The organism is Staphylococcus canis (assembly GCF_016238445.1).
Classification (GTDB): domain Bacteria; phylum Bacillota; class Bacilli; order Staphylococcales; family Staphylococcaceae; genus Staphylococcus; species Staphylococcus canis.
The window spans coordinates 1-23,326 of sequence record NZ_JABANU010000004.1 but is presented as its reverse complement, the minus strand read 5'-3'; the positions used below and the strand labels follow the sequence as shown (position 1 = coordinate 23,326).

At 34.6% G+C, this 23,326-nt stretch carries 21 protein-coding genes and 1 riboswitch; of the genes, 3 read left to right on the top strand and 18 right to left on the bottom strand.

Translation table 11 applies throughout. From position 1 onward, the window contains the following. Window positions 1-29: 29 nt before the first annotated feature. The 3 genes from HHH54_RS02190 to HHH54_RS02180 are packed head-to-tail and all read right to left on the bottom strand — an operon-like array spanning window position 30 to window position 4,004. The gene (locus HHH54_RS02190; RefSeq protein ID WP_198617202.1) at window positions 30-728 is read right to left on the bottom strand and encodes an MOSC domain-containing protein; all 699 of its coding nucleotides are present in this window, start codon (window positions 726-728) and stop codon (window positions 30-32) included. Between the two features lie 15 nt (window positions 729-743). Beyond that, window positions 744-3,608: a DEAD/DEAH box helicase gene (locus HHH54_RS02185; RefSeq protein WP_198617201.1), complete on the bottom strand. Its 2,865-nt coding sequence runs from the start codon at window positions 3,606-3,608 to the stop codon at window positions 744-746. A gap of 3 nt (window positions 3,609-3,611) precedes the next feature. Beyond that, the gene (locus tag HHH54_RS02180; RefSeq protein WP_198617200.1) at window positions 3,612-4,004 is read right to left on the bottom strand and encodes a (deoxy)nucleoside triphosphate pyrophosphohydrolase; all 393 of its coding nucleotides are present in this window, start codon (window positions 4,002-4,004) and stop codon (window positions 3,612-3,614) included. A 142-nt stretch (window positions 4,005-4,146) separates the two neighbouring features. Here HHH54_RS02180 and budA point away from each other — a divergent pair, with 142 nt between their 5' ends. Further along, on the top strand, window positions 4,147-4,854 hold the full coding sequence (gene budA / locus HHH54_RS02175; RefSeq protein ID WP_349771826.1) for an acetolactate decarboxylase: 708 nt from the start codon (window positions 4,147-4,149) through the stop codon (window positions 4,852-4,854). Between the two features lie 214 nt (window positions 4,855-5,068). Here the strand turns inward: budA and HHH54_RS02170 are convergent, their stop codons facing one another. From HHH54_RS02170 to cls, 5 genes are all read right to left on the bottom strand, one after another. Beyond that, window positions 5,069-6,493, bottom strand: a complete 1,425-nt coding sequence (locus HHH54_RS02170) for an alkaline phosphatase (RefSeq protein WP_198617198.1) — start codon at window positions 6,491-6,493, stop codon at window positions 5,069-5,071. A 250-nt stretch (window positions 6,494-6,743) separates the two neighbouring features. Beyond that, window positions 6,744-7,121, bottom strand: coding sequence for a hypothetical protein (locus HHH54_RS02165; RefSeq protein ID WP_198617197.1), 378 nt, complete (start codon window positions 7,119-7,121; stop codon window positions 6,744-6,746). A gap of 73 nt (window positions 7,122-7,194) precedes the next feature. After that, a complete protein-coding gene (gene lepB, locus HHH54_RS02160; protein WP_198617196.1) occupies window positions 7,195-7,815 on the bottom strand; it encodes a signal peptidase I in 621 nt (206 codons plus the stop codon). 214 nt (window positions 7,816-8,029) lie between these two features. Continuing rightward, on the bottom strand, window positions 8,030-9,766 hold the full coding sequence (thiC, locus tag HHH54_RS02155; protein ID WP_198617195.1) for a phosphomethylpyrimidine synthase ThiC: 1,737 nt from the start codon (window positions 9,764-9,766) through the stop codon (window positions 8,030-8,032). A gap of 233 nt (window positions 9,767-9,999) precedes the next feature. Continuing rightward, window positions 10,000-10,103: riboswitch (TPP riboswitch) on the bottom strand. Window positions 10,104-10,172: 69 nt separating this feature from the next. After that, window positions 10,173-11,660: a cardiolipin synthase gene (cls, locus tag HHH54_RS02150; RefSeq protein WP_198617194.1), complete on the bottom strand. Its 1,488-nt coding sequence runs from the start codon at window positions 11,658-11,660 to the stop codon at window positions 10,173-10,175. Between the two features lie 170 nt (window positions 11,661-11,830). Between cls and HHH54_RS02145 the strand changes: the two genes are divergently transcribed. Continuing rightward, window positions 11,831-12,691, top strand: a complete 861-nt coding sequence (locus tag HHH54_RS02145) for an alpha/beta hydrolase (protein WP_198617193.1) — start codon at window positions 11,831-11,833, stop codon at window positions 12,689-12,691. A gap of 145 nt (window positions 12,692-12,836) precedes the next feature. Next, a complete protein-coding gene (locus HHH54_RS02140; protein WP_198617192.1) occupies window positions 12,837-13,778 on the top strand; it encodes a nucleoside hydrolase in 942 nt (313 codons plus the stop codon). A 1,572-nt stretch (window positions 13,779-15,350) separates the two neighbouring features. On the opposite strand, the gene HHH54_RS02135 is transcribed toward HHH54_RS02140, so the two are convergent. Genes HHH54_RS02135 through HHH54_RS02090 form a run of 10 tightly spaced genes read right to left on the bottom strand, consistent with a single transcriptional unit; the run spans window position 15,351 to window position 23,192 of the window. Beyond that, a complete protein-coding gene (locus HHH54_RS02135) occupies window positions 15,351-16,466 on the bottom strand; it encodes a zinc-binding alcohol dehydrogenase family protein (protein WP_198617191.1) in 1,116 nt (371 codons plus the stop codon). A 12-nt stretch (window positions 16,467-16,478) separates the two neighbouring features. Further along, on the bottom strand, window positions 16,479-17,294 hold the full coding sequence (locus HHH54_RS02130; RefSeq protein WP_198617190.1) for an ABC transporter permease: 816 nt from the start codon (window positions 17,292-17,294) through the stop codon (window positions 16,479-16,481). Beyond that, on the bottom strand, window positions 17,278-18,204 hold the full coding sequence (locus HHH54_RS02125; protein WP_198617189.1) for an ABC transporter ATP-binding protein: 927 nt from the start codon (window positions 18,202-18,204) through the stop codon (window positions 17,278-17,280). The genes HHH54_RS02130 and HHH54_RS02125 overlap by 17 nt, the downstream gene beginning before the upstream one ends. Window positions 18,205-18,208: 4 nt before the next feature. Beyond that, complete coding sequence (locus HHH54_RS02120; RefSeq protein WP_198617188.1) at window positions 18,209-18,970, bottom strand: hypothetical protein; 762 nt, start codon at window positions 18,968-18,970, stop codon at window positions 18,209-18,211. Window positions 18,971-18,980: 10 nt separating this feature from the next. Further along, the gene (locus HHH54_RS02115) at window positions 18,981-19,874 is read right to left on the bottom strand and encodes an ABC transporter ATP-binding protein (RefSeq protein WP_198617187.1); all 894 of its coding nucleotides are present in this window, start codon (window positions 19,872-19,874) and stop codon (window positions 18,981-18,983) included. Beyond that, the gene (locus HHH54_RS02110) at window positions 19,867-20,067 is read right to left on the bottom strand and encodes a negative regulator of sigma-Y activity (protein WP_198617186.1); all 201 of its coding nucleotides are present in this window, start codon (window positions 20,065-20,067) and stop codon (window positions 19,867-19,869) included. The genes HHH54_RS02115 and HHH54_RS02110 overlap by 8 nt, the downstream gene beginning before the upstream one ends. A gap of 13 nt (window positions 20,068-20,080) precedes the next feature. Next, on the bottom strand, window positions 20,081-20,950 hold the full coding sequence (locus HHH54_RS02105) for a T3SS effector HopA1 family protein (RefSeq protein WP_198617185.1): 870 nt from the start codon (window positions 20,948-20,950) through the stop codon (window positions 20,081-20,083). Between the two features lie 12 nt (window positions 20,951-20,962). Further along, window positions 20,963-21,928: a phosphotransferase gene (locus HHH54_RS02100; protein ID WP_198617184.1), complete on the bottom strand. Its 966-nt coding sequence runs from the start codon at window positions 21,926-21,928 to the stop codon at window positions 20,963-20,965. Between the two features lie 4 nt (window positions 21,929-21,932). Beyond that, window positions 21,933-22,982 (bottom strand): serine hydrolase, encoded by a 1,050-nt coding sequence (locus tag HHH54_RS02095; protein WP_198617183.1) that lies wholly within the window; start codon window positions 22,980-22,982, stop codon window positions 21,933-21,935. Between the two features lie 48 nt (window positions 22,983-23,030). After that, a complete protein-coding gene (locus HHH54_RS02090; protein WP_198617182.1) occupies window positions 23,031-23,192 on the bottom strand; it encodes a hypothetical protein in 162 nt (53 codons plus the stop codon). Between the last annotated feature and the right edge of the window lie 134 nt (window positions 23,193-23,326).

Here is a 23,326-nt window from a genome sequence, read left to right as displayed (position 1 = left end):
AATGCTCGATTTATTGAGGTCATTTCGCACTATAAATTTGGGCCGTACAATCGTTGTGAATCATCAGAGGGTATACCTTTTATCTTATTTTCTATCACAAGGCGCCAGTTTTCAGGTAAAAATGGAGCTTGATAGAGCAATTCTAAATCTTTCATAGTCGTTTGGTGATATAAACATTGATTAATCCGTTGAATCGACCATTCCGGATAAGGTCGTTCAAGTAGCTGTAATGTGTCTCCCTTTTGAATCATACCTTCTTTTAATACACGAAAATACCACCCTGTATAGCCTGTATTTTGTAAGTGTGCACCAAATTCAATCAAACGTAACCGGCGTCCAGGCTTCCAACATGGTCGTCTAGGTTGAGACACTTGAACACGTGCTGTTCCAATTTGATAAACATCACCGATATTTACCGTCGTTTCATCCATACCATTAACCGCAACGTTTTCACCATTACTGCCAATTTGAATCTCTTGTCCGAACTGTTCACTTAAAATAGGGTAACGTGACACCGCAAAAGCAAACAACGCTTTTTCACGCCCACCGTGAAAGCGTGTATCCGCTACAGCATCCCCTTCAAGACCATCATATGTCAGCCATACCGCTTCATCCGTTTTAGTCTTAAACGCACCTGTTGTCCATGGTTGTTCAAGCTTATCTTTCGCTTCTGGACGACCTAGGTGTTTAACATGACCTACCATCAATGCTTCAATCGTACCAGCCATCACACTCACCCCTTGTTATTTTTCGATTAAATAGCGATAAATATCATCACGTACAGGTGTATCTAAAGCCAGGTGCATCGTTACAACCGCATCCCCATTAACCATAGTTGTTTCTTCCACTGTGCTATCGATGACTTGTACTGTGCCTAAGTAGTAAAAATCTGTTTTTTCCATTTCTTCTTTTTGCACAAAAATATAAAGTGTTAAATTATTGTCCTTATGATTAATAATTTGACTTTCTTGATTACTTTCTATAGTCCTTTTAGACTTTGTATACCATTTTAATTCGCTTTGATTTAAGAACGTATCTAAATAGCGTGTTGTTTCAGTAAAAGATTCACCTTTATGATACGTTATAAAAATAGGTACGGCATTATTTTTAACAGTATAACCAAAAACATAACTCGAGCCATTTTTCTCCCAATTCATGATTCGTGTAAAATCATATCTAGAGTATTTGTTATATAAGATAAGTTGATTCAATCCTAATTGACGTTGATGATAATGATATTCGATGAAATTCATAATATCATCAAAATAGCGTTTAAAAATTGGGTTTTTCATATTACTTGTTAAAACTTGATTCAGATGTAGTGTTTCATCCTCAATCTCAATAATAGGTGGACCATTGGTTTTACTAAACCCTTTACCATAGAATGTATAACTTAAAATACGAATAGCGCCTTCAATATCCTTTATAGAAAAAGTGCTATCAAATTGCTGTGCATGTCTTAAAATCTCATCTTTAGTTGCTGGGCCGTTTAATAAATATCGAATCATCACTTGTTCTATAATTCTTAGTCCTGACCCAAGTTCTTTAGATAAAAATGTTAAATTTTGTTCAGCGTCTTTTGGTAATACATGCTTAGTCTTATTAATTTCAATTAAAAATTTATGATAATTCCCGTATTTCTGAAGGATAACCATAGGATCGATCGAATTTTGCTGAATAAAATCCATTAACATTGGCATGTGTCCGATACGTTTTTTGACCGTGATATACGCTTCTTTTAATACATTTTTATGATCTAATGAAGCCTCATTTAGCGCATCAAAAATTTTCTGTTTTGCTACGTTTGTAAAATTAATCGTCGAAACACCTTGCAATACTGTCGTATCCGTCAAAAATTTACGATAATTATCACGATTTTGTGATTGGTCACCAGATAACGCAACCGGAATTAAGTAATTTTTTTTATAATTTCCGATAAAATCAATCACAGTCACAAAATCTTTATTATCACTTTTTCTCAATCCTCTTCCAAGTTGTTGAATAAAGACAATACTTGATTCCGTTGCACGTAACATGACAACCTGATTGACTTCTGGTATATCAATACCTTCATTAAAGAGGTCAACTGTAATAATATAACTAATATCTCCAGATCTTAGACGTTGTATGACTTCTTGACGATGTTGTTGTGTATGTTTCCCAACTAAATATTCAGTAGGATATCCAAATTCTGTCAGTTTTGTCGCAAGCTTTTCAGCTTCATCAACATTACTCGCAAATATTAATCCTTGCAAGCGCTCTCCAGAGTAACCAAAATAATGTGTACGTTCTAAAATGTAACGCACCCTTTCATCAGAGGTAAGATATTGTAGCATCTCCGTATCATCCCGCTTTATGTCATCTAGAACAAAATCAGTGACACCAAAATAATGAAACGGACATAACATGTCATTTTCTAGTGCTTGATGTAATCGTATTTCATATGCAATATTATAATGGAACAACTCGAAAATATTTAATGTATCATTACGTTCAGGCGTTGCAGTCATACCGAGTAAGAAATTAGGCTTAAAATACTCTAATACACGACCATATGATTCAGCCGCTATACGATGTGCCTCATCATACACAATATAATCAAAATAATCTGGACCCAACTGTTCATGTATCTCTTGCTTTGATATCGTTTGAATCGTCGCAAAAATATATTTCGCATCTAAGTCTTTTCGACCGCCTGTCAATAAACCAAATGCTGAAGCCGGTTCATCTGCCAGTACTTTTTGATAATCCTCCATCGCACGACGCAAAATCCCTTCATTATGTACGATGAACAAAAAGCGTTTTGGTCGATATGCTCGGACATCTAGCGCCGACATAATCGTTTTCCCTGTACCTGTCGCTGAAATAATCAAGGCGCGTTTTTCATGTTGTGCACGTAATTCTGCTAACGACTTTAATGCCTCTTCCTGCATGAGATTTGGCACAATTTTTTGTGCCGTTTGAATTTGATGTTGAATTTCGACTTGTTGCTTTTCAACCTCTAGAACTTTCTCGAACGTCCGTGGTCGGTAAATAGGACGATACGATTCAATCCATTCTGGTGTTAAGACATCACTTTCGTTCCATAAATGATCAAATTGATCTTTAACCTTATCCACAATATCCCCATTACGATGAGAAGACAATAAAATATTATGTTCATAATTCACCTTTAACGCATTCGACGTTAAATTTGAACTTCCTACGATTAAAGACGTATGATATTCATGATCGAAAATGTAACCTTTCGCATGAAAACCACTCACACGTGTCACGCGTACCTCTACATTCTCTAACTTTAATAATACTTGATACATTTTGGGTGAATTAAATGACAAATAATTCGACGTTAAAATGCGCCCTTTTACACCTTTTTGTGCCAGTTCATATAAATGCATTTTTAAACTTGCTAAACCACTTTCTGTAATAAACGCTACAGATATCGAGAAAGATTTACATTTATATAATTCGTCAATAATCGTTGCTAAGACATTTTCACTTTCAGTATTAATCAATAACTTAGGTAAAAAACGCCCTCTTTTTTCAATCGCTTTGTTGATGAACCCTTTATGTAATGAATCTTTAATATCTTGTATTAAATTTTCCATACGCTACCCCTCACTAACGATAATATCAACAGCAGGAACATCAGCTGGTGCCCACTCAAGTTGATGTAAATCTTTAGCATCGAGCCATTTAATCGCCTTATGTTCAGTTAAAGTTGGCAACGTATCTTTTAATGCACATCGATACGTTGTTAATTCAATCGTCGCAAAATCATACTTGTATGTTGTTGTTGTTACTTTCGAACCCACTTCTAAATCACATTTCATTTCTTCACGAATCTCACGTTTGAGCGCTTCGACATCTGTTTCCCCTTGTTCAATTTTACCACCTGGAAATTCCCACATTAGCGGTAAACTCATCGTTTCACTACGTTGTGCACAAAGTACGTGATGCCCATCAAAAATCACCGCACCGACTACTCTAATTTGTTTCTTCATTAGTCTCCCTCTTTTCTAATGCAATAATCTTATTTTCATTATAAATGATCCATCTAAAAGTTTAAACTTGAGCTATATGAGGGAAAATCCTACAATTAAAGTGATATATACAATTATTTTATCCATATTAGGAGGGACTTTTGTGGCTAATCATGTTTTATACCAACACAGTACATTAGGAACATTAATGGCAGGTGCTTTAGAGGGCACAGCAACAATCGATGAATTGTTACAACAAGGAGATCATGGAATTGGCACGTTAGAAGGTGGAGATGGTGAAGTCATTTTCATTGATGGTAAAGCATTCCATTCTAATGCTAAAGACGGTAAAGTGGTACCATTAACTGGCTCAGAAAAATCACCGTATGCAACCGTTACAAAATATGATCCTGAAACCTTTTTCAAAACAGAAGGCGCAACAATTGATGAACTGTATGACACTATTCGTTCTAAAATGTTAAGCGAAAACTTATTCTCTGTCGTTAAAGTTAAAGGCGCATTCAAACACATGAAAATGCGTATCTTACCAAAACAAGAACCCCCATACACACGACTCATTGAATCTGCGCGTAAACAACCAGAATTCGAACGTGATAACGTAGATGGCACAATCGTCGCAATCTTCACACCAGAAATCTATCACGGTATCGGCACAGCAGGGTTCCACGCACACTTCATGTCAGATGATGGAACATTTATGGGACACATCCTAGACTTCGAAATCGAACACGGTGAAATCGGCATCCAAAACTGCCACATCTACGAACAACACCTACCAACCGATCCAACCTACCTTAACAAAAAACTCGACTACAACGACATCGCAAACGACATCACAGAAGCCGAGTAAAAAAAGAAAACTGAACAATGGCGGTTAGCGTTCGTACTATAACAGAAGCCTCCGCTAAATCTTGAAAAGATTTGAGGAGGATGAGGTTATAGCTTAGAACGCTGCCATTGGAAAGTGAATATGAGAAAACTGGACAATGGTCATCATGCCATTGCCCAGTTTCACTTTAGTTTAGCTTTCGTTAGTTTCTAATGGAACTTACTTTTAATTATTATTATTGTTTTTGACCTTCTTGATTATAGAAATCAAAGATATTTTTTGCATTGTCTGTGTTTTCAATATTGCCTCTGAATGCGTCTAAACCTGGACCATAACCATATGTGTTTGCATCAACACCAGTATGTCCGTATGATGTCCATCCTGTAAGAGATTGATCGTTGATTGATTTTTGAATAGCATCTTGTAATTTTTGACGTTGTGCGTCGTATTTTTCATCTTCTTTATTAATTTTAGATAATTTTTTCGCTTCTTTTTCGATGGCTTTCATTGTTTTAGCTGGTAATGCACTACCGTAACCTGCATTGATTGTTTCAGAAACATCTTTACCGTTTGCGATTTGGTCTGTCATCCATTGACCAGAATGTTTCATATTTTGAATTGGTTTTGGATCCCATTTGTATTTGTCATCCTTACCAATACTAAATCCACCAGTTGAGTGGTCTGCTGTTGCGACAACAAGTGTATCCGGATGTTGTTTCGCATAGGCCATAGCACTATCAAATGCTGACGCGAATCCGTCCATTTCTGACATGACACCTGTAACGTCATTTGCGTGTGCTGCTTTATCGATAGATGCACCTTCAACCATTAAGAAGAACCCTTTATCGTTTTGTGATAAACGTTTTAACGCTGCATCTTGCATTTCTGTTAAGCTCGGGTCATCTTGAGGCGCATCGATTTGAAGTGGCATATTTTTATCTGAGAATAGCCCTAATACTTTATTCCCTTTAGCTTGACTTAATGCATCTTTGGAAGTGACTACATCATAGCCTGCTTTTTTAAATTTTTGATTTAAATTATTGTTTTCTGAACCAAAGTATTTTGCACCGCCACCTAAGATAACGTCGACGTTTTGATTGTCGTAATATTGTTGCGCGATTTCATTTTTCTTGTCACGATCATCTACGTGACTTGCGTATACAGCTGGTGTTGCGTCTGTTACTTCTGCTGTTGAAACAAGTCCTGTTGATTTTCCTACTTTTTTAGCGCGCTCTAATACTGTTTCTAATGATTGTTTTTGAGTATCTACACCAATCGCGCCATTGTATGTTTTGTGGCCCGTACTTAATGCTGTTCCTGCCGCTGCTGAATCTGTTACATTGTCTTCTGGGTCGTCTGAATATGTACGTTGTGTCCCGATAATATAGTCATCAAACACTGTTGATTCCATTTCTTTAGTATCCGGATTATCTTTAAAATAACGGTAGGCCGTGTTGAATGATGGACCCATACCATCACCCACCATGAAAATGACGTTCTTAGGATTTTTCGTGTTACCATACGCTGCAACTGTATCTTGAGATTGTGCCTCATTTTGATCAGAAATTGATGCAAATGAAGGTTGTACAGCACCTAGTAATGAAGATGCGATTAATGTGCTTGCAAGTGTCACTTTAGATAATTGATTTTTAAATGTCATTGTTCACTAACTCCCTAATATCATATTTTCAACTACATTTTATTAGAGATTTATCAACTAGAAGTTAATGCTATATTAAAAAAATGTAAACTTCGTAACGCTTAAATAATGACCTAAGCGTGACATGTCGTTGTTTCACATGAAACAAAAAAGCGTACATCCTCATTGTGACTTAGACAAATTGTCATACTTCACAATCGATGTACGCTTTATCTCGCATTCGATTTTTCATATTTGATACTCCATTATTTTAAAATGAATATTTAGGCCAAGCGCCTAAGTTACAAGCTTTTTCATAGACTTCTTTAAGTAAAAGTTTACTCGACCGCTCAATGCCATAGTCTTCCACATATATACCATGTCGTGATTTAACATATGGTATGACTTTAGCTTTAAATTTCACTTCATGTCCTAACATTTCTTGGGATGTGTCGTAATATTTATTCTGTTCCAGTAACCATACATGATCGACTTTTACTCCTGATATAAGGACGTTTTTAAGTAGTATTTTAACGTTACGTTTGCAACGATGTTCACGGTCTAGCTTATTTTTGAAGCACACGTACTCGATTTTACCGGTAACGACGACATTTCGATTTTTGAATTGTCTCAGTGCCTCTCTACGCATATCATCTCCTCCTTTCTACTCCTATTATATTTATCTTACCCTGATTTATCAGAAAAATACAAAATTTAAGATTTTAAAATATGACAATCTCATTTTGATGATAAAAATACACGTAACCTAGCTCAAAAGTGCCAGGATTAAAACGAAAAGTCAGTCGACTCAATGGCCAAAATCGTATAACGACTTTACCTACGATGTGCGCTTGTGGGACAAGACCCACATTGGGATGTCGACTATCGATACTGTTCATGCGATTATCCCCAAGCACTAAATAATGATCTTTTGGAATACGATACTGGTGATGTGCACCTTCAATATCACTTACATCAAAGTTCTCCGTTAAAAATTCAGATTTACGATGACGTTTGTTTTCATTCAAATACGGTTCATCAATTGGTTTATCATTCACATATAATTGGTCATTTTGATATTCAATGGTATCTCCTGGTTTACCAATTACACGCTTGATAAAGTCTTGATTATGATCTTCGTGAAATACAATAATATCGCCCTCTTTAATATCCGAAAAATAATGCGATAGTTTACTCACGAGCACCTTATCATTCGTTTGAAAAGTTGGCATCATAGATTCACCCGTCACAGTATACGGGGTTATTACAAATCGGTTTAATATGAAAACGATGATGATTGCAATGACAGCACCTATGATGAGGTCACGTGTTTCTTTGCTCATGTCATACTCCTCTATGCTTAAGTTAATTTAAAGAAGAGGTCAGACTGCCTGGAACGTTGCCGGTAGTCTAACCCCTCTATCCATTCCTATTATTTCAATAGCTATATTACCTCTTTATCATTCTAGACGCTTTTCCTTATAGCTATTATACCCCATCTGACTAAACAAAATCATTTCGCTTACAATATGGAGAGATTCGAATGGTTTTTATACTCTAATGATAAATTTTACTGCCTTGTGCTTTAAATTCAGCTGCTTTTTCTTTCATACCTTCAAGTTTTTCTTTATGTTCACCACGAATATTGTGTGAAATGCGCATTGAACAGAATTTTGGTCCACACATACTACAGAAATGTGCTACTTTCGCCGATTCTGCTGGTAACGTTTCATCATGATACTCACGTGCGCGTTCAGGGTCTAAAGATAAATTAAATTGGTCAATCCATCTGAATTCAAAACGTGCTTTACTAATCGCATCATCACGATCTGATGCGCCTGGTAATCCTTTCGCAAGGTCAGCTGCATGTGCAGCGATTTTGTATGTTACAACGCCTTCTCTTACGTCATCTTTATTGGGTAAACCTAGATGTTCTTTAGGTGTGACATAACATAACATTGCTGTACCATGACTTGCGATTTGTGCTGCTCCGATTGCTGATGTAATGTGGTCATAAGCTGGCGCAATATCAGTTGTTAAAGGCCCTAATGTATAGAATGGCGCCTCTTTACAATAGTAATCTGCTAGATCTTGGTTTTCTTTAATTTTATGCATTGGAATGTGACCTGGTCCTTCAATCATCACTTGAACATCATGTTCCCACGCGATATCTGTAAGTTCTCCTAATGTTTTCAGTTCTGCAATTTGACTTTCATCATTGGCATCATAAATTGAACCTGGACGTAATCCATCACCTAGAGAAATGGCGATATCGTAGCGTTTTAAAATCTCACAAATCTCGTCAAAGTGCGTGTATAAAAAGCTTTCTTCGTGATGTGCAAGACACCATTGTGCCATAATTGATCCACCACGTGACACAATCCCTGTTAAACGGTCTACAGTTAACGGCACGTAACGTAATAACACCCCAGCATGTATTGTGAAGTAATCAACACCTTGTTCTGCTTGTTCAATTAAAGTATCTCTAAATATTTCCCAGGTTAAATCTTCAGCAATACCATTCACCTTTTCAAGTGCTTGATAAATTGGCACCGTTCCAACTGGTACAGGCGAGTTACGAATTAAATATTCACGTGTCGCATGGATATTTTTACCTGTCGATAAATCCATCATTGTATCAGCACCCCAGTGAGTAGCCCATACAAGTTTTTCAATTTCCGCTTCTATAGACGAAGATACGGCTGAGTTTCCGATATTCGCATTAATTTTGACTTGGAAATTTTTTCCAATAATCATCGGTTCTGATTCAGGATGATTAATGTTATTAGGGATAATCGCGCGACCTCTTGCGACTTCATCACGTACAAATTCTGCAGAAACATTTTCACGTGTCGCAATGAACTTCATTTCTTTTGTGATGATGCCTTGTTTGGCATAATGCATTTGTGTCACGTTTTGTCCTGCTTTTGCTCGTCTTGGTTGATATTTAAATGGGTGTTCAACAAGATTTTTATGTCCTTCATTTTTAAAACCATTATCAATAGACTGTACACGGCGCCCTTCATAATATTCCACATCATTGCGGTCTTCTATCCAATCTTTACGAAGTTGCGGCAATCCTTTTGTCACATCCACTTCATAAGACGAATCATGATATGGCCCTGCTGTATCATAGACAACGAATGGCTCATTTTGACGCACTTCATTGTCTGTCATCGTTTCAGACAGTTCAATTTCACGAAACGGCACTTGAATATCTGCGTCCTCACCTTGCTTATAAATGCGTCGACTCGCTGGAAAATTTTTCTTTAATTCAATCTCTTCTTGTTTCATCATTAGCCTCCTAAAATGTGCTAGCGTGATGATAAGCGACCTTTGTAGACTGAACTAAAGTATTAAGCGCAAACGAGCGTTGTCATTATGTATACGGTTTCACCATGATAGAATGCCATCAAAAAACGCATTCAGTCTTACTCTGAATGCGTACGGAAACGATTGTATATGAACAAATATCCTCAATTAAAGATATGGACCTTCCACTTACTTTAATGAGATATCTGAATACGTCATGGTCGTCTTTGCTTCCCTACGCTAGTATTATCTAGATCAGGTACAAAGGGTTGAAGCATGATGCTCCTTTCAGCTTATACAAGCACCCCTAGCAGAATTTATAAAATTGTTACAATTTCATACTAGCATGAATACGACACGAAAACAACAGTGATGCCACAACTCATAATTATAAAATCGGCGACACAAGCTTTGCGATAGACTGTTTAAACTTCACCCAATTCGAACGATTTTCGTACACTTCTGGCGTGAGACGCTTGGATACTTTTAAGTCTTCATTAAATCGCTCAATTAAAGTCGCTGCGAGGTCACGATTATATAAGATGGCATTAATTTCAAAGTTTAATCTGAAACTACGCGCGTCCATATTTGCAGACCCTACTGATGCGACTTCACCATCAATGACCATCATTTTGGAGTGAATAAAACCATTTTCATACGTATACACATTAACCCCATCATACATCAGTTGCGCCACTGTCGTTAACGTCGCCCAATGTACAAACGGCTGGTCTGGTTTATTCGGTACAATCACATTCACTTCTACCCCTGACTGAGCTGCAATGCGCAATGCATTAACAAAGCCAATATCTGGTACGAAATAAGGCGAATGAATATGAATCGTCTCTTTCGCATTCATGATCATTTTGAGATACGCAAATTCTAATTGTGGCCACGTCACATTCGGTCCACTCAACCCAATTTGCATGGCAACATTGCCATCTTTACGCGCATTTTTAGGAAAGTACTTTTCATCATAATCAAACGCGTTTTCTTTTGAAACTTGAGAGTTCCAGTCGTGAATGAAACTTAATTGTAAGGCATCCACACCATCACCTTGAATACGTAAATGCGTATCGCGCCAATAACCCATTTTTGGATCTAATCCTAAGTACTCATCACCTACATTAAACCCGCCAACATAGCCAATATCACCGTCAATCACTACATTTTTGCGGTGATTTCGGTTATTAACACGGAAATTCACAAATGGGATGATTTTTGCGTGGAAAAAGGCTTCAACCTTCGCACCCGCTTCAGTTAAATTTTTCAGTTTCGATTTGCGCAGTTGTTTCGATCCTACTGCATCATACAGTAACTTGACCTCTAATCCTTCTTCAGCTTTTTCTCGCAAAATCTCTAAAATCTCTGTACCGAGCCCATCCATATTTAAAATATAAAACTCCATATGAATATATGTTTTCGCAGCACGTAAGTCACGCTTCATTTGGTCAAATAATTCATGGCCATCTGTAAACAAACGCACATGGTTATTTTCACTTAAAAAGTTAGACTCACGAACTAATAACGATTGGACAAGATCGGATTGATTTTGAACAACTGTGTGATCAGAATGAAATGTCCCATTATGGAACGCTTTCTTCTGAGATTTTACACGTTCTTTCGCATCATCAATCTCTTTTCCATACACTTTATGCTTTTTAAGTTCAACCGCACGTCCAAAGAATAAATATAAAAAGAAACCAAAAATTGGCATGATAAATAATAGTAATAACCACGCCCAAGTCGACGTTGCATCTCGACGATCTCGTTCTAAAAAGATAATAATAAATGCTAATACAATATTAATCACAAAGAAACTACCACTAATAATACGATAGATTAAGTTCACATTAGGATCAAAAATTAACTGCATCTCTCATGACCTCCTTATACACAAACCATTATACCTTACTTGCTTTTACTATGCTTATTCATTCTATTAAAAATTGAATTAATTGATACTTTGAGGACTTCTATTATTACGCATTTCAAACATTGTCACGTATAATAAAAAGTAGGATAAAGTTTAAAGGAGGCTTTAAAATGAATTACTTACAAAATATAAAATCTCAAGATGGGACAACACTGTACACGAAAGTGAACCCACCTCGACCATTAGAAGGTATCGCTGACCCGTTAGAACCCGTCAACGTTATTGTCGTTCACGGTTTAGCGGAACACCTTGATCGATATGATCATGTGGCTCAATTTTTAAGTGAAAGTGGTTATAATGTTATTCGTTACGACCAACGTGGTCATGGTCGTTCAGAAGGCCGTTCCATGTATTACGATAATAAAGACCAAATTATTGAAGATTTAGAAGCAATTGTGGATTATGTTAAAGCAACATTTGAAGGAAAAGTCTTTTTATTAGGTCATAGTATGGGTGGTTACACAGTCGCAATGTACGGTACACGTCATCCTGGGAATGTAGACGGTATCATTACATCAGGCGCTGTAACACGTGACAATAATCAATTTGCGCCCGAAGCATATGGTGATAGAGAAACACCGCGTGATACGTATATTCCGAATGCATTAGGAGACGGCGTATGTACAGACCCTGTCATTCGTGAACTTTACGCACAAGATGCTTATGTTCCAGAATCTTTCTCTATGGGCTTAACTTATGCCATTATTGATGGTGTGCTTGAGTTAAAAGAACATCCTGAAGCCTTTACAGATGACGTCTTAATTTTACACGGTCAAGACGACGGCATTGTTAATCCAAAAGATTCGATTCAATTCTACTCTGAAATCGCCTCAAAACATAAAGCATTACGTATTTATGACGGGCTTGCTCACGAAATTTTAAACGAAAGCAGCTACAATCAAATCATTTTATCTGACATTGTGGCATGGATAGACCAAGTCGTTCAACGTCAACACAACGCTTCAAACTAAATAACTCATTGATATGAGATTGAGGCCTAAACATAATGGAGACCTCCGTTTATTAGCGTCTCAATCTCTTTTTCCATGAAATGATTTCCCTTTTTACAATAATTCCCTACAATAGAAGTGAACATTATGAAAAGGAGACGCAATTATGCATCACATTTATTTCAATCACGACGGTGGCGTCGATGATCTTGTTTCATTGTTTTTACTACTACAAATGGAAGACATCAAACTGATTGGCGTCAGTACAATAGGAGCAGATTGTTATGTAGAACCATCAGAAAGCGCTTCACGTAAAATCATTAACCGCTTCTCGCACTATCCTATCGATGTGGCCATTTCAGAAGAACGCGGTAAAAACCCATTTCCAAAAGAATGGCGCATGCACGCTTTCTTCATGGACGCTTTACCTATTTTAAATGAACGTGTAAGCACAAAATCTCAAGTAACACCACACCAAGCGTATGAAGATATTATTTTGAAAGTGAAACACGCAACAACTCCTGTGACATTACTCTTTACAGGACCACTCACAGACTTAGCCAAAGCCATCACAATGGATCCAACGATTACCTCTAACATTGAACGCCTAGTGTGGATGGGCGGTACCTTTTTAGAACGCGGTAACGTTGAAGAACCCGAACACGACGGCACTGCAGAATGGAATGCCTTTTGGGATCCAGACGCTGTAAAAACTGTATTTGACACTGACATCCCAATAGATATGGTCGCCCTAGAAAGCACCAATCAAGTCCCACTCACATTAGACATTCGTCAAATGTGGGCAGATGAGCGCCAATATCCAGGTGTCGACTTTTTAGGGGTCAGTTACGCAGCAGTCCCACCCCTCACCCATTTCCAAACCAACTCAACCTATTTCTTATGGGACGTCCTTACAACAGCGTACGTTGGAAAACCAGGACTCGTAAAAAAAGAACAAGTATATGCGTCTGTAGATACAAAGGGTCCAAGTCAAGGTCGAACATACAAAGACGATAAACACGGTCGTCCAATCAACCTGATCCACCACGTTGAGCACGATGCCTTCTTCAACTACATCACTGCACTCGCTAAAAAAGTAAAGCAATAATGAACCCCAAAAAATGTATAAATCATACACAACATCAACAATCTCACATAGAAATGCCATCAAACCATGGTATTTCTATGTATTTAACAGATTTAAAAAACAAAACGCACATTGCCCACACAACCCCTTCAGTATAAAATACAGTATCGTCTATTTTATTTCCGAAACGAAATAAAAAGAGGAGGGAACACCATGTTGAATCACCTAATAGACCAACTGTTCACTCCAATCATTGTCGGCTGCACAATCACACTGTTCAAACACACACTCGAACACAAAAAGCACCACAAAGACGAGTAAAAAAGGTTGTTGAGGAAGTGCTTAGCGTTTGAGCAGAACGACAGCTACGCTCAAAACTGATTTTTAGTTTTGAAGCGAAGCGAAAGTTCTGTCAAGAACGCTACTTCCGAAACATCGTCTATCACTTCCCACCGCATATCATCTAAGGTCATTGAGAGAGCGCTTTGAATTCTAAAGAACCACTTCGGATGGAGTCTCTTATCTAAAGGTCACCAACCATATTAAGCCTCCAGACGTTAGTGGGTCTTACAAATGCGTAAAAGCGCATTTGTTCATTTAACACCTGCACGTTGCGAAGTTCTGTTGAGAATTCAGCTCTCGAAATGCCGTTCATCACCTCCCACTACATATGGCACAAGGTTGTTGAGGAAGCGGTTAGGATTCAAGCAGAATGGAAAGAGACGCAAAAATTGGTTTTTAATTTTAGCGTCTCATGGAATTCTGTCGAGAATCCTGCTTCCGAAACACCGTCTATAGCCTCCCACCGCATATAAAAGGTCATTGAGAGAGCGCTTTGAATTCTAAAGAACCACTTCGGATGGAGTCTCTTATCTAAAGGTCACCAACCATATTAAGCCTCCAGACGTTAGTGGGTCTTACAAATGCGTCTAAGCGCATTTGTTCATTTAACACCTGCACGTTGCGAAGTTCTGTTGAGAATTCAGCTCTCGAAATTCCGTCTATCACTAAGGTTGTTGAAAAAGCGGTTAGAATTAGAGTAGAACGTAACAGCTTGTAAAATCGTAGTTTGATTTTATCAAGATGTGGAGTTCCACCGATAATTCTGCTTTTGAAACACCGTCTATAGCCTCCCACCACATATACAACTCTTACATCAATGAATAAATAATAAATTCAACACACCGTAAATAATGATGAATACTACTATAGCAATTATTGAAGTAATCACCATATTCATCAGATTGCCACTATTGACTTTCTTTACGATAAATAAACTTAACAATACTGAAATTAGAGCACTGATACCAAGTAAAATACTATTAAATCCTTTGGACTTCATATAAAACCTCTCTCTTTATGAATATTATCTCGACAAATTTTAGTAAGTATCGCTATTATAGGCATCCCTATTTTATTTATATTGGATTTCGATTATTTCAGTAGTTAAATTAATAGAAGTACTAAATCACTAAAAAATAGTAACTTAGTACTTCTCACTTTCAACACTGTTATTTATATAATATTTAATATCTTCGTGTCAAATTTAAATTAGTATAAAAATTTGATGAAAAATCAAGTGATACTTAATAGTTAATAAATCATAATAGATTTACCGAGTCGTTTATTATTATTATATGTTTTTTCTATAAATTCATTACCTTTTTCTATAGAAAAGACACTGTCAACAGGTACTTTAGAAGTTTGTGCATTAAAAGATTCCAGAGAGTTTTCTAGATCTTTTGATGTACCAATACAGTTACCTATAAGAGAAATATTATTAATCATTACTTTCAACATAATATCATTTAAATCATTTTTATGGTATTTATCTATATTTTCTTTAAAATAATGATGCTGATTTTTGTAGCCGCAAGTAATGTATCTTCCTCCTTTATTAAGAACTTTTATAGCTTTTGAAAGATGTAAATCAAAGAACGGATCAAACACAGCGTCATATTTATCTAAATTATAATTTTCATCCCATCTTGTATCACCTTTAGATACATGTACAATTTTAGCAGGATATACTAGTGCCTTCTCTTCATTTGTCCAATCAGATGTTGTTAATATAGTTGTATCAATTTTTTTAGATAAAAGTTTATCAATAATAAACATCGACGTATTTGAACGACCACTTAGAACTAACGCTTTTTCATTATCTTGTAAGTTCACCTTTCTTACCATACTAGTAGAAGTTTGACCTCCTATAGAGTACCCAGCAGCAATTTCATTTGACATTTCCTTAGGTATCTTAATTAATTTCGACTTATGTAAACGCAACCAACCTTTTGATGCTTCATTTGTGACTACTCCTGGAGCTACCCCAGGAAATGGTGATTCCGGATATGCACAATTTGGAATAACTCTATCATTAATTTCAAATTCCGTTACTGATTTTCCTTTATCAATTATTGTAGCAACGAAGTCAGATCCAAAAAATGAAAACGGCGCTGCTTGAAAGTTTAAATCTCCTTGCATTTTAAGAGCAGACTTTAAAATAATAGCTTTATCTCTATAATTACACGAGAAAGCATCAACTTTCACTAAAACATAATTTTCATTTTTTACATTCACACTATCAAAACTAGGCTTTTTGACATCTACTATAGCACATGAAACTGAAGAATCAGCAATCTTTATTGTCGGTAACATCGATACATCTTCTTTTGAAACTAAGTTTGTATTTACAATAGCTAATGATTTCATATAATCCTCCCTTTACATATTAGTCAGAAACTTCTCTTTATTAAATTGTTTAGAAACCAGCACATATGCGATTAAATCAATAATCAGTAAACAGATAAATAAAATGAGCGATAATTTGTAACCGAATAAAATCGCACCACTTGCTTGTGAGATTAACGCCCCAATGATGGGCAACATTAATAACATTGATACAGATTGTGCAGATTTACTTGTTTTAACTTTGTGAGATATGAATAATACTAACGTGATTGAAAGAAATGTAATTAAAGGCGCTAGTAATACCCCAATAATGATCCAATTTGTATTTGGAAATATCAGTTGATCAAAGCTTTTATATGAATAGCTATTAAGGATTATGCCGTACACAATTAACGCTATCCAAGTGATTATAACTGCTGGCAACATTGCAGCTAAAATTTTACCGAGCATCAATTCTTTATTATTAATTGGCGTATACAATAGCCCTTCTAAAGTTTTACGTTCTTTTTCTCCCGTTAAACTTGATGCCGCTAATACCGTTGAGATAATAACCGGAATTAACAAAAAGAAAGGGACAAAGAAATACATCAAAATCGCATAAATAATTTTGTCATTACTATCTAATCCCGCTGGTAAAATACTACTAGGAACTTTTTCAGTAAATAAGCGCACACCGCCGATAAAATTCAGCATCGCATTACTACTTCCTCCTAAAATGATTAAAAGCGGGAGTACCACACTAAATATAAATGGAATAACTAAGAGTGGTGCCAACGTGCCAGTATCCTTTTTCATCTCCAATAGATCTTTTTTGATGATAGTTTTGACATGGTTAAACTTGATGCGCATTGAGATCACCTAACTTTTTCAAATAGTATTCTTTAATAGAATGTTGTACTGGAATAACCGTATAGACTTCAATGTTTTGGTTTAATACGTATCGAATCACTTGCGAAATATCACGATATTGGTCTAGTCGAATTCGTACTGATTCCTCATTAGCGTCTAATGTGTATGTATCTTTAAGATCGTCGACAGTCTTTTGAATGTCACTTGTTTCAATATCGAATTCGTGATATGGCCATGCTTCTCTTAATAAAGCGTTAGGCGCTCCATCAGCGATAAAGTTCCCTTTAGACATGATGTAAATGTGGTCCGCAATTTCTTCAAGTCCATGTAAATGATGCGTACACATGAACACAGTCGTTCCTTTTTCTCTCACTATCTTTTGAATATGTGTGATTAACAATTCTGACGTCGATGGATCTAGACCAGACGTCGGTTCGTCTAAAATGAGCAATTGTGGTTCATGAATTAACGCTCTAATGATAGAGACCTTTTGTTTCATCCCTTTACTCAACGTTCCGACTTGAGAATCTTTTCTATCGTCTAAGTCAAATAATGTTAATAACTCTTTGATATTTCGATCTCTTTTGTCGTTAGGGACCTCATAAAACTCAGCCCACAAGTTTAAATTATCGAGCACAGTCAAATTCTCATAAAGATTTCCATCATTTTGTACCCCGATATGCTTTCTCACACGATCAAAATCATGATGCTTACTATTATGTTGTAATACTTCGATGTCTCCACTATCTGGCTTTAGTAAGCCTGTCATTAAACGAATCGTTGTCGTTTTCCCGACTCCATTAGGCCCTAAAATCACATGAATCGAACCCGCTTCTAACTCAAACGTGATATCATCAATGATATGTCGGCCTTTGATTTCCTTTTTGACATTTGATAATCTGGCAATCATCGTATCATTCCTTACGTTTTGTTTTTACCTTTAACGGCTTAAAGTACACAGTCACTATGCAAACTAAACTAATTAAAATCCCTAAACCTACATGTTGTAATAATAATTCATAATTTATTTTGTTAAAAAGTATATCATTAGGCTTTAATAATGAAGTCGGTGACCAGTCTTTAAACTTTTCTATACTATCAAAAAAAATAGCGAGAAGTATGGTAGCCTCTACGATTAGTGCAGATATAAAAGCCGAATTGATCCAAAAAGATATTGTTGCGCTTATAGTAGAGAATATTAATACACCAATTAATTGAACTATTAAAGCAACTATGACTTTTTTGAAATCTATATCACTATCAAAAAAGACCCATGTAACATATAAAACACACGCTCCACCGATGATACCACTTATTGCTAAAATAAATATGCTAGTAAAATATTTAGGGATAAATATTTTACTAGAGTTTTTTGCTCTTGTTTTATAATAAAGTTGAATTGATTTATCTTTTCCCATTCTACATTTATCAGCAATTATGTAAGCACATATAAACATAACCAACTGAGATGCATTCTTAAAATAAGAGGAGATTAAATCTTGCCATTTGGGGTCCATAGCAATAATTTTAGTAGATTCATTTCCACTAAAACTTGAGATAATGTCATTAGAATAATAAGCGATTAGAGGAGATGAAAAGCCAGAAAAGATAAATATAAATAATATAATTAAATACTTTTTACTTCTGATCCATGATAACATTTCTAATTTCAGCATAATAACTCTCCTATACAGAATCGATTAATTGTTTTACTCTTTTTTCAAATGCTTCATCCAAATCTAAACTATCTCTTTCTATTTTTTTCATTATGTTGGGGTATTTACTTAGTAGTAGAAAAATTTTCTGTAATTCAGATGATTTTAATTGAAAATTCATATCGCTAGTCAAATTGTATTTTATATCATTATTTTTAAAGACGGCTTTAACTTCCTCGATATTTTCATTTTCAGATAATGTTAAATAAACGTATTCTTTATCATTTTGGACAAACTCATTGACAGGACCTTGGTAAATTAATGTTCCTTGACTTAAAACAATTAGATTTTCTGCTATTTTTTCTATATCGCTTAAATTATGACTCGAGATGATGACAATTCTATCCTTTGAGATAGTTCTTACTAGATTTAATATATCTCGTTGACCAAATGGATCAAGTGCACTAGTAGGTTCATCTAAAAATATAATTTTAGGTTCTAAAACTAAAGAAGAAGCTATCCCTAATCTTTGCTTCATCCCTCTAGAAAATTGACCGACTAATTTATTTTTATATCTTTTCAAACCTACAGATTCTAAAATAGTATGAATTTCTGGATTATATTTTCTAGATTTTTTTCCATTTAGTTCTAATGTTTGTTGAATTACTTCTATAGGTGTCAAATATGGCTCAAATATTGGTACATCGGGACAAAAAGCAATATCTTCTTGATTTGCCCAAATATCTCCTTTAGTAGGTTTTAATTGTCCTAAAATAGTATTTATTAAAGTAGTTTTCCCTGCTCCATTAGGGCCTATCAACCCTATAACTTGATTATGATTTGATATCTTAAATGATACATTCTTTAGTGCTTTGAACTTTTTAAAACTCATTGTTAAATTGTTAACTTCTAAGATATTATTCATGTAAATCACTCACATTATCTTTTCCGAATAAAAGATAAAGTACTCCCCCTAGAGGAATAGAAATACATATAATAATTCCCCATCCCCATTTAGGAAGATACTTGGTATTCTTAACTTTTATTAAATCTGCAAAGAAGAAAATCAAATATAAAATAACAATTATAACTATAGGTATTAAAATTTTTAAATCCATATTTTAAGCTCCTTTATTCAACAGTATTTTTAGATAGGTTATTTAAATCAATTTTATAAGCTTTTAATCTTTGCTTTAGCAGCAATTCAAAATCTACACTTGTAACAAAATGGTCTTGAATAGCATCTGCAATGGCATTACAACGATGTTCTCCAAAGCTTTGTTGTATACCATTTATTTTTATTGGTTCATCGGCTTTCGATAAATTTTTTGTAACAGTCTCTGCAAGTAATGACGGATTGTCTGGTGTTTTAAAATTATTTTGTACTTTTTTCTTTAGTATTTCTTCTACAACATCAGAATCACCACTACTATAAAAAACGAGTGCATCATTCCTTGGATAACTTTCTTCAGATGATAATATCTTCGCAGAAAAATCAATATTTTTATCTATTAATTCTTGTAAACAGTCTACCCATAATTCAACAGCATAATCAGAACTATCAGAATATACATAATGACGAGTAACCGCACCTTTATGCATTCCATTTTTAGTATGTACAAACATAAAGAAACCAGGAGTTAAATTAGGTCTAAAACAAGGTAATGTTACAGTACCATCCTTATTTATATTTTCTTTTAATAAAATACCGTGAACCTCTACGTAATCATTTCCGTTTATATTTTTCAAAGTTGCATCTACTTTTAACCCAGGATCATTAATTCTTTTATAAATATCACCGTCAAGGTTATTTACTTTCTTAAAATCATTTTTCTTCTCATTTCCAATATGAAGATTTGAATATAACCATTGTATTAATTCACCTTTAGGTCTTTCTAAAACTCCCTTGTAGTAACTATCATTTATCTCAATTACATCTAAATCTGCTTTTAACTGTATATTTTTCACAATACTTTCAAAAGAATTTACACTTTTATACATATAGATCCTCCTTTAATTAAACATATCTTCAAGTTCTAATGGATTTACTATGATTTCCCTTCCTATACCTAAAATCGCTTTGTCTACGGGAGACATCCGATATGTAAACTTCGCTCTACTGATTATTCTTTCGATAATAAACCATCCAATATTTGTGTATAATTTCAATTTATCAATTTCTCTATTATTAGAGTAGGTTGATAAAATCTCTTTTAACAGTGGTTTAGTCTCTTCTATATATACAGTTCCTTTATCAATAAAATGACTTTCTACTTCAGCTATATTTGATGTTTCTTGTGTTGTTGATGAGAAAGTCTTAAGCAAACTATTAAAGTATAAGGAACCTATTATTCCAGCCAAATCTCTCATTGGATCTCCTATGCACATTTCTTCAAAATCAATAATCCACATATTTTTTTCATTGTCGAATAGAAATTGATCTAATCTAATATCCCCGTGACAAAAAGTATAATTTTCATTATCAATTTTTTTATCAATAACATTTATAAACTCTTTATCATTTTGAAGTAAACTAAACAGTTCAATTTCAGCACCCGTAAAGCTAGCATATTCATATTTATTTAAATTAAGTATATTGTCTCTTCGATTAACCTTTGAAACTTCTATTTCAATATTTGTTCTTGAAAAATCAAAACTATGTAAGTCAACTAAAATTTGTGTTGCTTTACGAATTAAGAATAGGCTATCTGAGTTTTTATTATCCATTATATCTTCAAGTGATATTGTATTTTCTAAATATTCATAAACCAATTCTTTTTTCTCTTTATTTTTCTTCAATAAAGATGGACTATGTATATTTGTGTTAAATTGTTTTAATTCTTCCCAATTTATAAGGTTTTGATATCTTTTAGACGCATCTTCTTCTACACCTACAACTTTCTTTTTAAAGTACTTCTTACCGTCTATTAATTCAACACTTGTTATATTTCTTCCATCTCGAAGTTGATTTCTTTGCATGATATTATTCCACCTCATTTATTTTCACATAATTTTGAATAAATTTATTAGCGCAATCAAAAATGTACAGTTCCTCGATCATTGAGAAAGATGTTGTTCTATTGATAGAAAATAAAAATCTAAACTTTTGTTTAAAATCTCTATTGGCCCATGCACATGATAATACTCCTGGAGCAGAACCTCCTTTATAAATTATATTATTATCTATATCTAGTTCATCCCAAGGAAGCCAATCCTGTTTTAATATATAATCCAGAGAACTATTTATTGATTCTAAAGATAAAAAGTAATCCAAACCTTTATGCCAAGCCACGTCACTTAAAGCTCTTAATCGCCAAACTTTTTCATGTTGATTATCGTAGCACCAAGCATTACCATATATTTCTTTGGTAGGTATAATTCCGATAGTATCTCCATTTTCCTTCATTTCTAATAGTAACCTTATCAATATATCCATTGCGGTATTATCTGAAATTATTAACATGTTAAATAATAAATCTTTCAAAGTTAACTTTTTTCCAACATCGTCTTTAGTAATACCAGAACTAAGAACACTTAAATCTTCTTCATAAATATATACTTCTGTTGTTAGATAAATATCCCCTTCTTTAATTTTTCTATAGATTAAATCAGCAAGAATAACTTTTATCATAGAAGAAACAGCCATAGATTTTTTAGAATCTTTTTCAAATATTAAATTATTATGTAAAAATAAAATGCTATAATCTACATCTATGCATTTTAAGGATTGCTCGAAACTTTTTATATTGTATATAGGTTCTGTATGGGGAAATATAAGCATTTTATCCAGCAACCCATTTTCATCTACATATATATCTAAATGACCCTCTATGTTACCATCTCTTATAATTATTTGATTGTCTTTTTTACTAAATTCAAAGATTACCTCTCCAGTTTTCATCATTGTAATGATGTTTATAAGTTGTTTAAACTCTATCTGACTTTTTTGTGAAGAGATAATTCGTTTTAGTCGATTATGGTCTACTTTAGAATCCGTTAAAATTTCAAATATTTCTCTGTTTATATTAATCAAAACGTCACCACCCTATTAAAATTTTAGATATTAAACTTATACGCTAAATTAAACACTCCAAGTAACTGTCCAAGAGACAGATGCTGAATATGTCACACTTAATGAAAGCGAAGTTCCAACATTACCTAATTCACTGTTATCAATTGCACTTTTTTGAATTTCTGAAGCAGATGTATAATTTTGATACCCTTTTAATAAAAGACTTTTCATATATTTTCCTCCTGTTCATAGGGTGGTAACGTTTTCATCATACATTAAAAAAATGACAAATACAACAATATGTCAAAAAAAAAATGGGTTTTTTATTCCTTTTATTTTTATATCATATATAATTAATTATATAT

Excerpts from the sequence above, each read along its gene's own strand:
- HHH54_RS02190 (WP_198617202.1), bottom strand. The coding sequence starts at position 728 with ATGGCTGGTACGATTGAAGCATTGATGGTAGGTCATGTTAAACACCTA.
- HHH54_RS02185 (WP_198617201.1), bottom strand. The coding sequence starts at position 3,608 with ATGGAAAATTTAATACAAGATATTAAAGATTCATTACATAAAGGGTTC.
- HHH54_RS02180 (WP_198617200.1), bottom strand. The coding sequence starts at position 4,004 with ATGAAGAAACAAATTAGAGTAGTCGGTGCGGTGATTTTTGATGGGCAT.
- HHH54_RS02170 (WP_198617198.1), bottom strand. The coding sequence starts at position 6,493 with ATGACATTTAAAAATCAATTATCTAAAGTGACACTTGCAAGCACATTA.
- HHH54_RS02165 (WP_198617197.1), bottom strand. The coding sequence starts at position 7,121 with ATGCGTAGAGAGGCACTGAGACAATTCAAAAATCGAAATGTCGTCGTT.
- lepB (WP_198617196.1), bottom strand. The coding sequence starts at position 7,815 with ATGAGCAAAGAAACACGTGACCTCATCATAGGTGCTGTCATTGCAATC.
- thiC (WP_198617195.1), bottom strand. The coding sequence starts at position 9,766 with ATGAAACAAGAAGAGATTGAATTAAAGAAAAATTTTCCAGCGAGTCGA.
- cls (WP_198617194.1), bottom strand. The coding sequence starts at position 11,660 with ATGCAGTTAATTTTTGATCCTAATGTGAACTTAATCTATCGTATTATT.
- HHH54_RS02145 (WP_198617193.1), top strand. The coding sequence starts at position 11,831 with ATGAATTACTTACAAAATATAAAATCTCAAGATGGGACAACACTGTAC.
- HHH54_RS02140 (WP_198617192.1), top strand. The coding sequence starts at position 12,837 with ATGCATCACATTTATTTCAATCACGACGGTGGCGTCGATGATCTTGTT.
- HHH54_RS02135 (WP_198617191.1), bottom strand. The coding sequence starts at position 16,466 with ATGAAATCATTAGCTATTGTAAATACAAACTTAGTTTCAAAAGAAGAT.
- HHH54_RS02130 (WP_198617190.1), bottom strand. The coding sequence starts at position 17,294 with ATGCGCATCAAGTTTAACCATGTCAAAACTATCATCAAAAAAGATCTA.
- HHH54_RS02125 (WP_198617189.1), bottom strand. The coding sequence starts at position 18,204 with ATGATTGCCAGATTATCAAATGTCAAAAAGGAAATCAAAGGCCGACAT.
- HHH54_RS02120 (WP_198617188.1), bottom strand. The coding sequence starts at position 18,970 with ATGCTGAAATTAGAAATGTTATCATGGATCAGAAGTAAAAAGTATTTA.
- HHH54_RS02115 (WP_198617187.1), bottom strand. The coding sequence starts at position 19,874 with ATGAATAATATCTTAGAAGTTAACAATTTAACAATGAGTTTTAAAAAG.
- HHH54_RS02110 (WP_198617186.1), bottom strand. The coding sequence starts at position 20,067 with ATGGATTTAAAAATTTTAATACCTATAGTTATAATTGTTATTTTATAT.
- HHH54_RS02105 (WP_198617185.1), bottom strand. The coding sequence starts at position 20,950 with ATGTATAAAAGTGTAAATTCTTTTGAAAGTATTGTGAAAAATATACAG.
- HHH54_RS02100 (WP_198617184.1), bottom strand. The coding sequence starts at position 21,928 with ATGCAAAGAAATCAACTTCGAGATGGAAGAAATATAACAAGTGTTGAA.
- HHH54_RS02090 (WP_198617182.1), bottom strand. The coding sequence starts at position 23,192 with ATGAAAAGTCTTTTATTAAAAGGGTATCAAAATTATACATCTGCTTCA.